General features: G+C 71.1%; 11 protein-coding genes. 5 read left to right on the forward strand and 6 right to left on the reverse strand.

Annotated elements, in window-relative coordinates:
- Positions 1–13: 13 nt before the first annotated feature.
- Complete coding sequence (locus tag K8556_RS14665; RefSeq protein WP_223740689.1) at positions 14–709, reverse strand: phosphoribosyltransferase; 696 nt, start codon at positions 707–709, stop codon at positions 14–16.
- Between the two features lie 134 nt (positions 710–843).
- A complete protein-coding gene (locus K8556_RS14670) occupies positions 844–1,737 on the reverse strand; it encodes an Hsp33 family molecular chaperone HslO (protein WP_223740690.1) in 894 nt (297 codons plus the stop codon).
- A 272-nt stretch (positions 1,738–2,009) separates the two neighbouring features.
- On the opposite strand from K8556_RS14670, the gene K8556_RS14675 reads away from it, so the two are divergent.
- Positions 2,010–2,693 (forward strand): succinate dehydrogenase, encoded by a 684-nt coding sequence (locus K8556_RS14675; protein ID WP_223740691.1) that lies wholly within the window; start codon positions 2,010–2,012, stop codon positions 2,691–2,693.
- A gap of 122 nt (positions 2,694–2,815) precedes the next feature.
- On the opposite strand, the gene K8556_RS14680 is transcribed toward K8556_RS14675, so the two are convergent.
- Positions 2,816–3,325 carry a single-stranded DNA-binding protein gene (locus tag K8556_RS14680; RefSeq protein WP_223740692.1) on the reverse strand — a complete coding sequence of 170 codons (510 nt, stop codon included), beginning with the start codon at positions 3,323–3,325 and terminating at the stop codon, positions 2,816–2,818.
- 252 nt (positions 3,326–3,577) lie between these two features.
- Positions 3,578–5,815 (reverse strand): D-alanyl-D-alanine carboxypeptidase/D-alanyl-D-alanine-endopeptidase, encoded by a 2,238-nt coding sequence (gene dacB, locus K8556_RS14685; protein ID WP_223740693.1) that lies wholly within the window; start codon positions 5,813–5,815, stop codon positions 3,578–3,580.
- Between the two features lie 134 nt (positions 5,816–5,949).
- Between dacB and K8556_RS14690 the strand changes: the two genes are divergently transcribed.
- Genes K8556_RS14690 through dtd form a run of 4 tightly spaced genes read left to right on the forward strand, consistent with a single transcriptional unit; the run spans position 5,950 to position 9,823 of the window.
- Positions 5,950–7,566: an ABC transporter substrate-binding protein gene (locus tag K8556_RS14690; protein ID WP_223740694.1), complete on the forward strand. Its 1,617-nt coding sequence runs from the start codon at positions 5,950–5,952 to the stop codon at positions 7,564–7,566.
- Positions 7,563–8,477: an ABC transporter permease gene (locus K8556_RS14695; RefSeq protein WP_223740695.1), complete on the forward strand. Its 915-nt coding sequence runs from the start codon at positions 7,563–7,565 to the stop codon at positions 8,475–8,477. Before K8556_RS14690 ends, K8556_RS14695 begins: the two co-directional genes overlap by 4 nt.
- Complete coding sequence (locus tag K8556_RS14700) at positions 8,474–9,307, forward strand: ABC transporter permease (RefSeq protein WP_223740696.1); 834 nt, start codon at positions 8,474–8,476, stop codon at positions 9,305–9,307. Before K8556_RS14695 ends, K8556_RS14700 begins: the two co-directional genes overlap by 4 nt.
- A gap of 54 nt (positions 9,308–9,361) precedes the next feature.
- The gene (gene dtd, locus K8556_RS14705; protein ID WP_223740697.1) at positions 9,362–9,823 is read left to right on the forward strand and encodes a D-aminoacyl-tRNA deacylase; all 462 of its coding nucleotides are present in this window, start codon (positions 9,362–9,364) and stop codon (positions 9,821–9,823) included.
- Here dtd and K8556_RS14710 read toward each other — a convergent pair.
- Together K8556_RS14710 and K8556_RS14715 are read right to left on the reverse strand one after the other, a co-directional pair.
- Entirely contained in the window at positions 9,820–10,917 is a 1,098-nt protein-coding gene (locus tag K8556_RS14710; RefSeq protein WP_223740698.1) for an alpha/beta fold hydrolase, read from the reverse strand. The two genes, dtd and K8556_RS14710, sit on opposite strands and share 4 nt — an antisense overlap.
- Positions 10,918–10,994: 77 nt before the next feature.
- Positions 10,995–12,092 (reverse strand): serine aminopeptidase domain-containing protein, encoded by a 1,098-nt coding sequence (locus K8556_RS14715; RefSeq protein ID WP_223740699.1) that lies wholly within the window; start codon positions 12,090–12,092, stop codon positions 10,995–10,997.
- Positions 12,093–12,104: the final 12 nt, after the last annotated feature.

The raw sequence follows: 12,104 nt of genomic DNA on the forward strand, positions 1-12,104 counted from the left end.
CCCGCCGCGGGACTCAGGCTCCGGCCTTGTCCGGGTCGTCGTCCGGGTGGGCGTCGCCCGTCACCGGCTGGTAGTCCCACGGGAAGACGAAGAGCGCGTCCGTGGACAGCCCCACGTGGTCCGGCGTGAAGCCCTCCGGCCGCGCGATGAGGCACGCGGTGCGGATCTCCTTCGCGCCCACCTTCTTCGCGAGCGCCGTGGCCAGCCCCAGCGTGTCCCCGCTGGAGGCGATGTCGTCCACGATGAGCACGCGGCAGCCCTTGAGCTCCGGGGACATCTCCTCGCTCACCTGCGGCTGGCCGCGCTCCGGGGTGCGCTCGGCCTTGTCGCGGCTGCGGCGGCTGATGCGCACGGGGTAGAACTTGCAGCCGAGCGCGCCCGCGAGCGCCCCGCCCACGTACACGCCGCCGTGGGCCACGCCCACCACCGCCTGTGGCTCCCAGGCCTGACGGATGGTGCGCGCCAACTGCTGCACCTTCCGGTCGAACTCCGCCCACGACAGCTCCACCACGCCGGTGGACTTGTGCCGGGACTGGTCGCGGCCGGTGGGTTGGCGCGGGGCCTCCACCTGGGGCGCCAGCACCATGTCATTGGGAATGGAGACGAGCTTCTCCGCCCCGTCCTTCTGGGCGGCGGAGGGCGCGGAAGACTTCGGGGAAGGGTTGCGCTGGTCCTGGGACTTCGGCGGCGCTGCCCGCTTGATGGCCACGGCGAAAGCTCCGGGTGAGGTGCCGCCCTGTCATATCCCGAGCACCGGGCCCCCGCCACAACCGCCGCGCCTGCCTCCCCGGATGGTGTGAAGCGCTGAATCATCCGCTGTAGAAGCGGATGTCTGTCTTCACGTCAGGCGCTGCCCTCGGTGAGCATCTGCTGGATCTCCGCGCCGGGGATGACATAGCGCGTCGTGCAGAACTGGCAGGTGGCCTCCGCCTGGCCTTCCTTCTCCAGCAGGTCCTTCAGCTCCTCGCGGCCCATGGCGAGCAGCGCGAGCTTCACGCGGTCGCGGCTGCACGAGCAGGTGAAGCGCAGGGGATAGCGGGACATGATCTCCAGGTCCGCCTCCGGCACGAGCGAGCGCAGGAGCACCGCCGCCCCGTCCCGGGCGTGGGCCTGCACGGCCGTCTGGAACTGCGCCTTGAGCCGGGTGCCCAGCGCCTTGAAGGCGTCCCGGTCCCCGTCCGGCAGGGGCTGCACGAGCAGGCCCACCACCGTGGCCAGCGGATCCTCCTGGCCGTCCACCAGGCCGGGCACCTGGGCCACCATCAGGTGCGAGGGCACCTGATCCGACTGGTGGAAGTAGCGCTCCAGGTCCGCCACCAGGTCGAAGTGCTCCAGCTCCACGGACGAGCGGTAGTACTCGCCGCCGCCCTGGTCGCGCAGCACGGACAGGAAGCCCTGGTTCCCCAGCACCGGGCGCCAGTGATAGCTCCCCTCCGTCCCCACGTACTCCACCAGGGTGTTCTTCACGTAGCCGCGCACGACGCCGTTCGCGTCGCCGTCCACGAAGAGGCCGCGCAGGGGGCCGTCACACTCCAGTTGCAGGTTGATGCGGGAGTCCGTGCCCTTGCGCAGCGACCCCATGAGGGCGGCGGCGGTGAGGCCCTGGGACAGGAGCGCGGCGGAGGCCGGCATGCTCTGGTGGGTGGCGCGGGCCTGGCGGGACAGGGCCCCGGTGGTGGCCAGCACCAGGCGCAGGTCCGTCGCCTTCAACAATCCACTGACAAGCTCATCAGTCATAGGGCTGGTTAGCGTGCCCCACCCGTTCGCGCCCGCCAACGGAAGAGGGGCTGGGACGGGACGCCCGCCTGGCGGCCAGCAGTCAGGGCGGGGAGCTGGCATCGCCAGGGCTTATGAGTCGGTGTTCCCCGGCTGGCACGGACCGGTGCGGAAGAAATCCAGCCCGCGTGACGGAACGGCTATAAACCGCCGGAAGGCCGTATCACCCAGGCCCTGACTTGGGCTCGCGGGGGTCCTCACCCCACCCGACCGCGCGCCCCGCTGGAGACTCGATGAGCACCCAAGCCACCGCCGAAGCCATCACCGACCGGACGCCCCTCTTGAAGTCGCGGCTGGGGTCGTTCCTCGCCGTGGTGCCCCTGAGCATCTGGGTCATCAACCATCTGTGGGACAACCTGTCCGCCTTCTACGGCGCGACGGCCTGGGAAAAGTCGGTGACGGAGTACGCGAACCCGTTCGCCCAGGCGTTCACGTTCATCATCGTCATGCTGCCGCTGCTCATCCACACGGCGTGGGGGCTGTTGCGCATCTTCACGATGAAGCCCAACAACCTCGCCTACAACAACTACGGCAACCTCAAGTACATCATCCAGCGCGTGGCCGGCCTGGGCGTGCTCGCGTTCCTGGGCGCGCACATCTGGCTGGCGTTCCTGCACCCGCGCCTGGTGGAGGGCCACGCGGAGCCCTTCATGGATATCGCGCGGGAGATGCACTACCACGGCCCCACGCTGATGGTTTACCTGCTGGGCACGCTGGGCACCTCGTACCACCTGGCCAACGGCCTTCAGACCTTCGGCATGGGCTGGGGCATCCTCGCGAGCGACCGCTCCATGCGCCGCTTCGAGCCCATCTCCATCCTCATCTTCCTCATCCTGCTGGCCATGTCCTGGGGCGCCATCTACGCCCTCTACACGGCGGGCGCGGCGTACGGCCCGGCGGGCATGGACGTCGGCTGAGGCAGGCCTGAAGCAGCGCCGGGGCCTTGAAGCCCCGGTGCGCTGGAGCCTGGAAACACGACCGGCCGCCCCTGACATCCAGGAGCGGCCGGTTCGCTTTTCAAGGGGGAAGGCCCCAGGCGTTAGAACGGGATGTCGTCGTCCGTGCCGCCGGGGTTGCCGCCCATGCCCCCACCGTCGTCCATGCCCATGGGAGGCGGCGGCTGGCCGTAGTCGTCACGACCCTGCCCGTAGCCGCCGTTGCCCTGCTGCTGCCGGCGCCCACCGCCATTGCCGCCGCTGTAGCCCTCACCGGCGTCACGGCCGCCGAGGAAGGTGACGGAGGTGGCGACGACCTCGGTGGTGTAGTTCTTCTTGTTCTCCTTATCCATCCACTCGCGCGTCTGCAGACGGCCTTCGACGAAGCACTGCCGTCCCTTCTTGAGGTACTCGCCGCACAGCTCCGCGAGCTTTCCCCAGACGACGATGCGGTGCCACTCGGTGCGCTCCTGCTTCTGGCCGTTCTTGTCGTTCCAGCTCTCGCTCGTCGCGATGCGGAAGTTCGCCACGGCCTGACCGCCCGGGGTGAAGCGCACTTCGGGGTCCGCCCCGAGGTTGCCGATGAGAATGACCTTGTTCACGCCTCCAGCCATGTTTCCTCCCGATACCTGACCCCTCTAGGGCCAGGAACAAACCTGCGAGGCCACACGCCCCGACAGGTCCTTCAGCCCATAGCATCCACCACTGACATTCCCCGGGCCACTAAACGGCCAGGGGCGCCCGGGACGCACGTCCGCCTGCTCCCCGGGCAGGAAGTCTCAAGGATTCCGGGGCGTTGACGGGGGCTGGGAGGGAGCGCCGCCCGGACGCCTGGGGTCCGGACGGCGAAGCGCGGCGGGAGGGGCCTACCCGCCCGGGCGGAGGACCCCGGAGGCAGGGACCACGTTGGGCGTGGCGGAAGCCGGGGCGACGACCTGGACGGGCTGGGCGCGCTGGGCGGTCCGGGCCTCGGCCGTCTGGGTGGTGAGGGTGGAGTCCAGCCCCTTGGCGAAGGCGACGAGCTGCGGGTCCGTCCCGCCGGAGCCCAGCTTGCGCAGGGACTTCCAGAACGGGTGGGTGGTGTCCCCGGCCTTCACCAGCCCCTGGGCCAAGAGCGGCACGGTCGCGTCGCGCTCCACGGCGCTGGCGGCGCGCAGGGCGGTGACGAGCTCCTCGGGGGCCGTGCGGGCCACCTCGCCCAGGCCGTCCGCCAGCTCGTCCTGCGCCTCCAGGTCACGGGCGGCGCCGGCCGCGCGGCACAGCTCCAGCACGCGGGCCAGGGCCTCCGTGTTTCCGCCGGAGGCCAGCTCCACCATGCTGCTCACGCCGGGCACGCCCACGGACAGGGCGCGGGCCACCTGGCGCAGGCGGCCGTAGACGTCGTCCGTGGCGGCGTAGCTGTCCAGCAGCGTGCGGGTGCCCAGGTAGTCGTGCGGGTTGGACTGGTAGAGGCTCTCCGCCAGCACGGCGCGCACGGCGGGGTCGCGCTCGCTGCGCCACGCGGTGCGCAGGAAGCCGATGTTGCGTTGATCGCGCTGCCTGCCCAGCTCCAGGTAGGTCTTCACGCGGTTGGCGATGTCCGGCAGGCCGCCCTGGGGCTTCTGGCCCTCGTTGAGGGAGGCCAGCGCGGTGCCCGGCCCCAGCGTGGAGCCGGTGGCGGCCACGGCGGCGCCCAGCGCGTCCATGCCCGCGACGACGGGGCCCGCGCGGCCCGCGTAGTCGTTGACCATGATGGAGAAGGAGAACTTCTCCCCGCCCGCGGACTGCACGTAGCCGCTGAGCGCGGAGACGCCCTCCAGGGTGCCCGTCTTGGCGCGCAGCCGGCCCACGGCGTCCGTGCCGTCGAAGCGGTACTTGAGCGTGCCGTCCTTGCCGGCGATGCCCAGCGAGGACAGGTACTCCGGAGCCAGCGGGAAGCGCTCGTACATGTGGCGCAGCAGCCGGTCCACCTGCGCGGTGGAGAAGCGGTTGGCGTCGTTGAGCCCGCTGCCGTTCTTCATCACGTAGGTGCCGCGCGGGATGCCCACGTCGCGGTCCAGGAACTCCTCCACCACGTCCACGCCCTTGGTGAACGAGCCCGGCTGTCCGCGCAGCTCCGCGCCCATCGTCTTGAGGAGCGTCTCCGCGACGAAGTTGCTGGACAGCTTGTTGAGGCGCTTGAGGACGATGTCGAACGTGTCCGACTGGGCCACGTGCACGACCTTCGCGCGCGAAGGCGCCAGGCCTGGCTTCACCTTGCCCTTCACCTTCACGCCGCGCGAGGCGAGCAACTGCTTCAGCGTGTAGCCGAAGTACATGGGCGGGTTGTCGATCTTCTTCCAGACGCTGACGGCGCCGCGCTCGTCGGGGACCTGGCCCTTCACGACGATCTTCTGCTTGTCACCGAACGCGCCCGACTTCACGGACAGGCGCCGGGCGCGGCCGGGGCCGCTGGTGACGGAGCTGTCCACGACGAAGAAGTCGCTGGGCGGCTCCATGTCCACCACGGCCTTGCCGCCGGGAGCGGAGCGCACGTAGACGGCGACCGCGTTCCAGTTGAGGCTCAGCGCGCCGGTGGGCGCCATGTACGCGCGGTCGGAGTCCTCCTGGTCGTAGCCGGGCGGGGTGCGCTCGGCGTCGAACCAGGAGTCGTCCACGACGATGTCCTGCACCTCCTTGAGGCCCGCGTGGAGCAGCTCGGAGGTCATGCCGTAGAGGCGCTCGGTGGTGATGGTGGGGTCACCCTTGCCGCGCACGTAGAGCGTCTTGACCTTGCCGTCGGCGGGCAGCTCCTGCTCGACGAGGAACTCCGTCTCGTAGCGGAACTCCGGCCCCAGGGCGACGAGCGCCGCGGAGGACGTGACGAGCTTCACGTTGGAGGCGGGGTTGAGCAGCTCGTCCGCGTTGTGGCTGAACACCACGGTGCCGTCGTCCAGGCTCTGCATGTGCACGCCGACGCGGCTGCTCTTGAGCGCGGTGCGCTGCATCACCTGGACGAGCGCGTTCTTCAGCGCCTCGCGCTCAGCCTTTTTCTCGGCGGACGGCGACGCGGCCAGGGTGGCGGAAGGCAGCCACAAGGCAATGGCGGTCGCTGCCCAGAAGGGTCTGGTTCGAAAAACCTGCACGCACGCTCCGGGGAAGTCGCGTTCCATTATGAAGAAGGGACGAAAGGGGCGGCAAGGGCGGGGGGAGGCTCCACGTCCACCGTTACCCTGCACGCCTGCCTGCTTCCTGGAAACAGGAAGAAGGCTGTCGCAGCATGGACGCCCCGCCTGACATCCACCTCGTGACAGACGCCATGCCTCCCCTGCCCTCCCGCGCCGCCCGGGTGTCCTTCATCGCGCTGGCGCTGGTGCTTGACTCCGGCTGCCGCGACCCGGCGCCTCCGGCGGGCATCACGGTGTTGTTGGAGGCCCCACCGGACAGCCTGGACGATCGCTTCGCCCTCACGGCCCATGGACAGCGGCTGGCGCAGCTCGTCAGCCCGGGGCTGCTCACCTTCGACGACTCGAGCCGGCCCGTGCCCCAACTGGCGGAGTCCTTCCGGGAGGTCTCGCCCACGGTGGTGGAGTTCGTCCTGCGTCCGGGCCTGACCTTCCACGACGGGAGCGCCCTCACCTCGGAGGACGTGAAGGCCACCTTCGACGCCCTGATGAATCCGGCGCTGCGCAGCCCCAAGCGCGAGCGGTACGAGCCGGTGGAGCGGGTGGAGGTGGTGGACGCCCGCACGGTGCGCTTCCACCTGAAGCGGCCCTATGCGCCGCTGCTCGCGGAGCTGTCCGCGGCCATCCTGCCCGCGGAGCGCGTGGGGCCCGGAGGCGTGGAGGCGCAGGGGGCGCACCCGGTGGGCGCGGGCCCGTTCCGGTTCGAGTCGTGGCCGGACGAGGAGCACCTGACGCTGGTCCCCTTCGAGGGCTGGCATGCGGGCAGGCCCGCCGTGTCGAGGCTGACGTTCCGGGTGGTGCGGGACGAGACGACGCGGGTGCTGGAGCTGCTCAAGGGCCGCGCGGACCTGGTGGTGAACAACGTGTCCCCGGCGGTGCTGCCCGCGCTGCGCAAGGCGCCCCACCTGCGCGTGGTGACGAAGCCAGGCACGGGCTTCACGTACCTGGGCCTCAACCTGCGCGAGGGGCCGCTCGCGGACGTGCGCGTGCGCCAGGCGCTGTGTCACCTCATCGACGTGCGCCCGCTGGTGGAGCACAAGCTGCACGGGCTGGCGGAGCCCGCGTCCAGCATGCTGCCTCGCGAGCACTGGGCCTTCACCCAGACGCCGGGCTGCGGCTACGCGCCGGAGGAGGCGGCCCGGCTGCTGGACGCGGCGGGGTATCCGGATCCGGACGGGCCCGGGGGACAGCCGCGCCTGTCCTTCACCTTCAAGACGAGCACGGACCGCTTCCGGCGCGCGGTGGCGCTGGTGCTCAAGGAGCAGTTGGCGAAGGGGGGCATCGCGGTGGAGGTGCGGGCGCTGGAGTTCGGGACGTTCTTCGAGGACGTGCGCCGGGGGCGCTTCGAGCTGTTCACGTTGAAGTGGGCCGCCGTGATGGAGCCGGACCTGCTGCGGGGCGCGTTCCACTCCGCGAACATCCCCGGCCCGGAGAACCACTGGGGCGGCTTCAACCGGGGAGCCCTGAAGGACCCGAAGCTGGACCGCGTGCTGGACGCGGCGACTCAGGCGTCCCGGGAGGAGCGCAAGACGCTGTACGCGCAGGCGCAGCGGGAGCTGGACGCGGACATGCCTGTCATCCCGCTGTGGCACGAGGCCAGCGTGGCGGTGGTGTCCTCGCGGCTCGCGGACTTCGAGCCCAGCGCGCACGGCCTGCTGCTGCCGCTGGCGAAGGCGCGGGAAGTGACGCCCGGGCCTGGGGGCACGCCGTGACCCGGCGGCTCGTGTCCGCGGTCATCGCGATGGTGGGGGCGCTGCTGCTGGTGTCGCTGTTCCTGCACCTGGTGCCTGGAGACCCGGTGGACGTGATGCTGGGGGAGCAGGCGACGCAGGTGGACCGCGCGGCGCTGCGGCAGGCGGTGGGGTTGGACCTGCCGTGGTACGCGCAGCTCTGGACGTTCGCGCGCGACCTGGCTACCGGGGAGCTGCGCACGTCGCTGCCCCCGTTCCAGCGCAAGGTGCTCCCGGCCCTGGGCGCGGCGCTGCCGTACACGCTGCTGATCACGGTGTCGGCCATGGCCGTGTCCCTGGTGCTGGCGCTGCCCCTGGGCGTGATGGCGGCGGCGCGGCGGGGGACGCCCGTGGACGCGGCGGCGATGGGCGTGTCCGTGGCGGGTGTCGCCCTGCCCCGCTTCTGGCTGGGCCCGGTGCTCATCATCCTCTTCGCGCTGAAGCTGGACTGGCTGCCCGTGTCGGGCGCGGAGTCGTGGCGGCACCTGGTGCTGCCCGCGTTCACGCTGGGCACCGCGCTGGCCGCGTTCCTCGCCCGGATGACGCGCGCGACGATGCTGGAAGCCCTGCGCGAGGACTACGTCACGGTGGCCCGGGCCAAGGGCCTGTCCCCCGGCGTGGTGCTGTGGAAGCACGCGTTCCGCAACGCGCTGCTGCCGCTGGTGACCGTGCTGGGCCTGGAGTTCGGCGCATTGCTGGGCGGCGCCATCGTGACGGAGAAGGTGTTCGCGTGGCCGGGCATGGGCACGCTGCTGCTCACCGCCATCGAGAAGCGCGACTACAACACCGTGCGCGCCACGGTGCTCCTCTTCACCTTCTGCTACGTCGTGGTCAACACGCTCACCGACCTGACGTATGCGTGGGTGGACCCGCGCGTGCGGAGGCGCTCATGAGCGCGGCCCAGCGCTTCCGGCTGCAATCGTGGGGCGCCCGGTTCGGGCTGGCCGTGGCGTGCGCCTGGGTGTTCACCGCGCTGTTCGCGCCGTGGCTCAGCCCCCACGCGCCGGACGCCATCGACCTCACGCGCGAGTTGTCGCCTCCGACGTCAGGGCATCCGCTGGGCACGGGGGAGAACGGCATCGACGTGCTCACGCACGTGCTGTACGGCGCGCGGGTGTCGCTGGAGGTGTCCTTCTTCGCCGTGGTGCTGTCCGCGGCGGTGGGCATCACGCTGGGCGGCATCGCGGGCTACGCGGGCGGGCTCGTGGACGAGGCGCTGATGCGGGGGGTGGACGTGCTGCTCGCGTTCCCGGGCATCCTGCTGGCGCTGTTCATCACCGCGGTGCTGGGCCCCAGCCTCGCCAACGTGGTGTTCGCCCTGTCCTTCACCGGGTGGACGGGCTACGCGCGGCTGACTCGCGGGCAGGTGCTCACCCTTCGCGAGCGCGACTACGTGCAGGCCGCCCGGGCGCTGGGGAGCGGGCCGGGCCGCATCCTCGCGCGGCACCTGCTGCCCAACGCGGCGGGGCCGTTGCTCGTGCAGGCGACGTTCGCGCTGCCGGGCGCCATCGTCGCGGAGGCGTCCCTGAGCTTCCTGGGGCTGGGCGTCCCCCCGGGCACGCCGTCGTGGGGCGCGCTGGTGGACCAGGGGACCCAGTACCTGCTGGTGGCGCCGCACGTGGCCCTCTTCCCCGGCATCGCGCTGGCCGTCACGGTGCTGGGCTTCAACCTGCTGGGGGATGCGCTGCGCGACGCGATGGATCCGCGTCATGAAGGCCGGTGACTTGAAGGCCCCGGGCGTCCCTGGCAGGAAGCAGGGACGAAAGGGAGTCAACCCATGAAGGCCGTGGTGCAGCGGGTCCTGGAAGCGTCGGTGACGGTGGACGGGCAGCGTGTCAGCGAGATGGGCCCGGGCCTGCTCGTGCTGCTGGGCGTGGGCAAGGGCGACACCGACGCGGACATGACGTGGATGGTGGAGAAGCTGGCCACGCTGCGCATCTTCGAGGACGCCAACGAGAAGATGAACCTGTCGCTGGAGGACACGTCCAGGCAGCTCATCGTCGTCAGCCAGTTCACCCTCTACGGCGACGCGCGCAAGGGCCGCCGGCCCAGCTTCATCGAAGCGATGGAGCCTGTCGCGGCCAAGGCCCTCTACGAGCGGACCTGCGAGGCGCTGCGCCAGCGCGGCCTCACCGTGGGCACCGGCATCTTCGCCGCGGACATGAAGGTCGCGCTCGTCAACGACGGGCCCGTCACCATCCTCCTGGAGAGCCCGCCGAAGGCCGCGCCTCCGGCCTAGCGCACGTCCAGCGTGCGGCGGAAGAAGGCCACGCCCTCCGCGTTCGTGCGCGCGTGCGAGGCCGGGCGCGTCCCCTTCACCGGGTCGCGGCACAACATGGCGATGACGTCGAAGCCCTTCGGGTAGCACTCGGGCAGGAAGGTGAAGTGGCCCGCGTCGTCCAGGACCACCGTCGTCGTGGTCGCGGGCGGCAGCAGCCCCGCCAGGTGCATGCCGTGCCCTTCGTGCGGCATCAGCTCGTCGCCCTTCGCGAGCACCAGCGCCACCGGCTTCTGGACGTCGGCGGTGTCTCGGGCTTCGAACGACGCGGCCATGCCGGGCGCCATCGCGAACGCGGCCTTCACTCGCGGCTCCAGGTACGACGCTCGCGCGTGCTTCATGTCGATGCGGCGGTAGTCCACGTCGCGCAGGCCCTCGCAGCCGATCTCCTCCCGGGTTCCCGGCGTCTTGCAGCGCTTTTCAATCCACTCCAGGTTCAGGTTCAGCCCCACCAGCGCCAGCGCCGTGTAGCCGCCCATGGAGTGCCCCGCCGCGCCGATGCGCTCCGGATCCACTCGCGGGCCCCACTTCGGATCCTTCAGCAGGTGATTCAGGATGACCGTGAAGTCCTGTGGACGCTCGTAGGCGCGCGCGAAGCCCTCCGGGCTCGTGTCCCCGAAGGTGTTGCCCGGATGGTTCAGCCCCACCACGACGAAGCCGTGCGCCGCCAGGTGGGAACCGAACCAGGACAGGTCCATCACGGAGCCGCCGCTCCCGTGCGACAGCAGCACCACCGGCCAGCGCTCCCGCGCGTCCGACAGCGGGGCGTCCTTCGCGCCGTAGAAGGGCTTGAACAGGTCTGACGGCGCGCGGTTGTCCATCGGCGTGCCGGGGGCCACCGGGTACCAGACCAGCGGCTTCAGCGTGCGGCGGCGGGCCGTGTCCTCGTACGTCAGCGACTGCGTGACGCCCACCGCGTAGGCCGCGTCCGCGCCGTAGAGCGACGTGTGGTCCGTGCGCGGAGCCTCCGCCTTCTTCGAGGAGGAACAGCCGCCCGCCAGCAGCGCGGCGGAGACGAGCAGCACGGGACCCAGCGAGACGAAGTGGCGGCGCATGGCCGGGAGCATGGCCGGGAACAGCGAGACAAGGGAACCCTGAAGGCCCCCCCCTCACCAGCATCGCGGGGGCCTGCTCAGCGGACGGACAGCGTGCGACGGAAGAACTCCACGGCCTCCATGCGCGTGCGCGCATGCGTGGCCGCGCGCGTCCCGGGGACCGCGTCGCGGCACAGCGCGGGCGCGACCTGGAAGCCCAGCGGCGTGCACTCGGGGAGGAAGCTGAAGTGCGCCGCGTCGTCCAACACCACCGACCTCGTGGACGCGGCCGGCAGTTGCCCCGCCAGCTTCATGCCGTGCCCTTCGTGCGGCATCAGCTCGTCGCCCTTCGCGAGCACCAGCCCCACCTCCGCATGGATGTCCGCCAGGTCCCGGGGCTCGTAGGAGCCCGCCATCCCCGGCGCCATCGCCAGGGCCGCCTTCACGCGCGGATCCCGGTACGACGCTCGCGCGACCGTCATGTCGATGCGGCGGTAGTCCACATCCCGCAGGCCCTCGCACCCCACGTGGTCGCGGGTCTCCGGCGCGGTGCAGACGCGGGCAACCCACTCCAGGTTCATGCGCGCTCCCACCAGCGCCAGCGCCGTGTAGCCGCCCATGGAGTGCCCCGCCGCGCCGATGCGCTCCGGGTCCATGCGCGGTCCCCACCTCGAATCCTTCAACAGGTGGTCGAGCACGGCCGTGAAGTCCCGGGGCCGCTCATAGCCGCGCGCGTAGCCCTCCGGGCTGTCATCCCCGTAGGTGTTGCCCGGGTGGTTCACCGACACGACGAGGAAGCCGTGCGCCGCCAGGTGCGCGCCGAGCCAGGACATGTTGATGGCCGTACCTCCGCTGCCATGTGACAGCAGCACCACCGGCCAGCGCGTCCGTGCGTCCGACACCGGCGCGTCCTTCGCGGCGAGGAAGGGCGCGAAGATGGGCGACGTTGTCCGCGGCTCCATCCGCGTGCCGGGCGCCGCCGGGTACCAGACCACTGTCTTCAATGAGCGGTGGCGAGCGGCATCCTCCACCGTCAACGACGAGAGCCCCACTGCGTAGGCCGCGTCCGCGCTGGAGGGCGACACGGCGGTGGATGCGGCGGCCTGTCCAGTGCCGTGCGAGGAGGCACAGCCGCCCGTCAGCAGCGCCGTGGAGATCAGCAGCGCGAGGGAGGGACAGCGCGAGAAGCGGGACATGGGACGATTTCC

This window comes from Corallococcus sp. AS-1-12, assembly GCF_020036995.1.
In the GTDB taxonomy this organism is placed as follows: Bacteria; Myxococcota; Myxococcia; order Myxococcales; family Myxococcaceae; genus Corallococcus.

What these genes read in the sequence shown, in the direction of transcription:
- K8556_RS14670 (WP_223740690.1), bottom strand. Translation starts at nt 1,737, where the DNA reads ATGACTGATGAGCTTGTCAGTGGATTGTTGAAGGCGACGGACCTGCGC.
- K8556_RS14675 (WP_223740691.1), top strand. Translation starts at nt 2,010, where the DNA reads ATGAGCACCCAAGCCACCGCCGAAGCCATCACCGACCGGACGCCCCTC.
- K8556_RS14680 (WP_223740692.1), bottom strand. Translation starts at nt 3,325, where the DNA reads ATGGCTGGAGGCGTGAACAAGGTCATTCTCATCGGCAACCTCGGGGCG.
- K8556_RS14690 (WP_223740694.1), top strand. Translation starts at nt 5,950, where the DNA reads ATGGACGCCCCGCCTGACATCCACCTCGTGACAGACGCCATGCCTCCC.
- K8556_RS14700 (WP_223740696.1), top strand. Translation starts at nt 8,474, where the DNA reads ATGAGCGCGGCCCAGCGCTTCCGGCTGCAATCGTGGGGCGCCCGGTTC.
- dtd (WP_223740697.1), top strand. Translation starts at nt 9,362, where the DNA reads ATGAAGGCCGTGGTGCAGCGGGTCCTGGAAGCGTCGGTGACGGTGGAC.
- K8556_RS14710 (WP_223740698.1), bottom strand. Translation starts at nt 10,917, where the DNA reads ATGCGCCGCCACTTCGTCTCGCTGGGTCCCGTGCTGCTCGTCTCCGCC.
- K8556_RS14715 (WP_223740699.1), bottom strand. Translation starts at nt 12,092, where the DNA reads ATGTCCCGCTTCTCGCGCTGTCCCTCCCTCGCGCTGCTGATCTCCACG.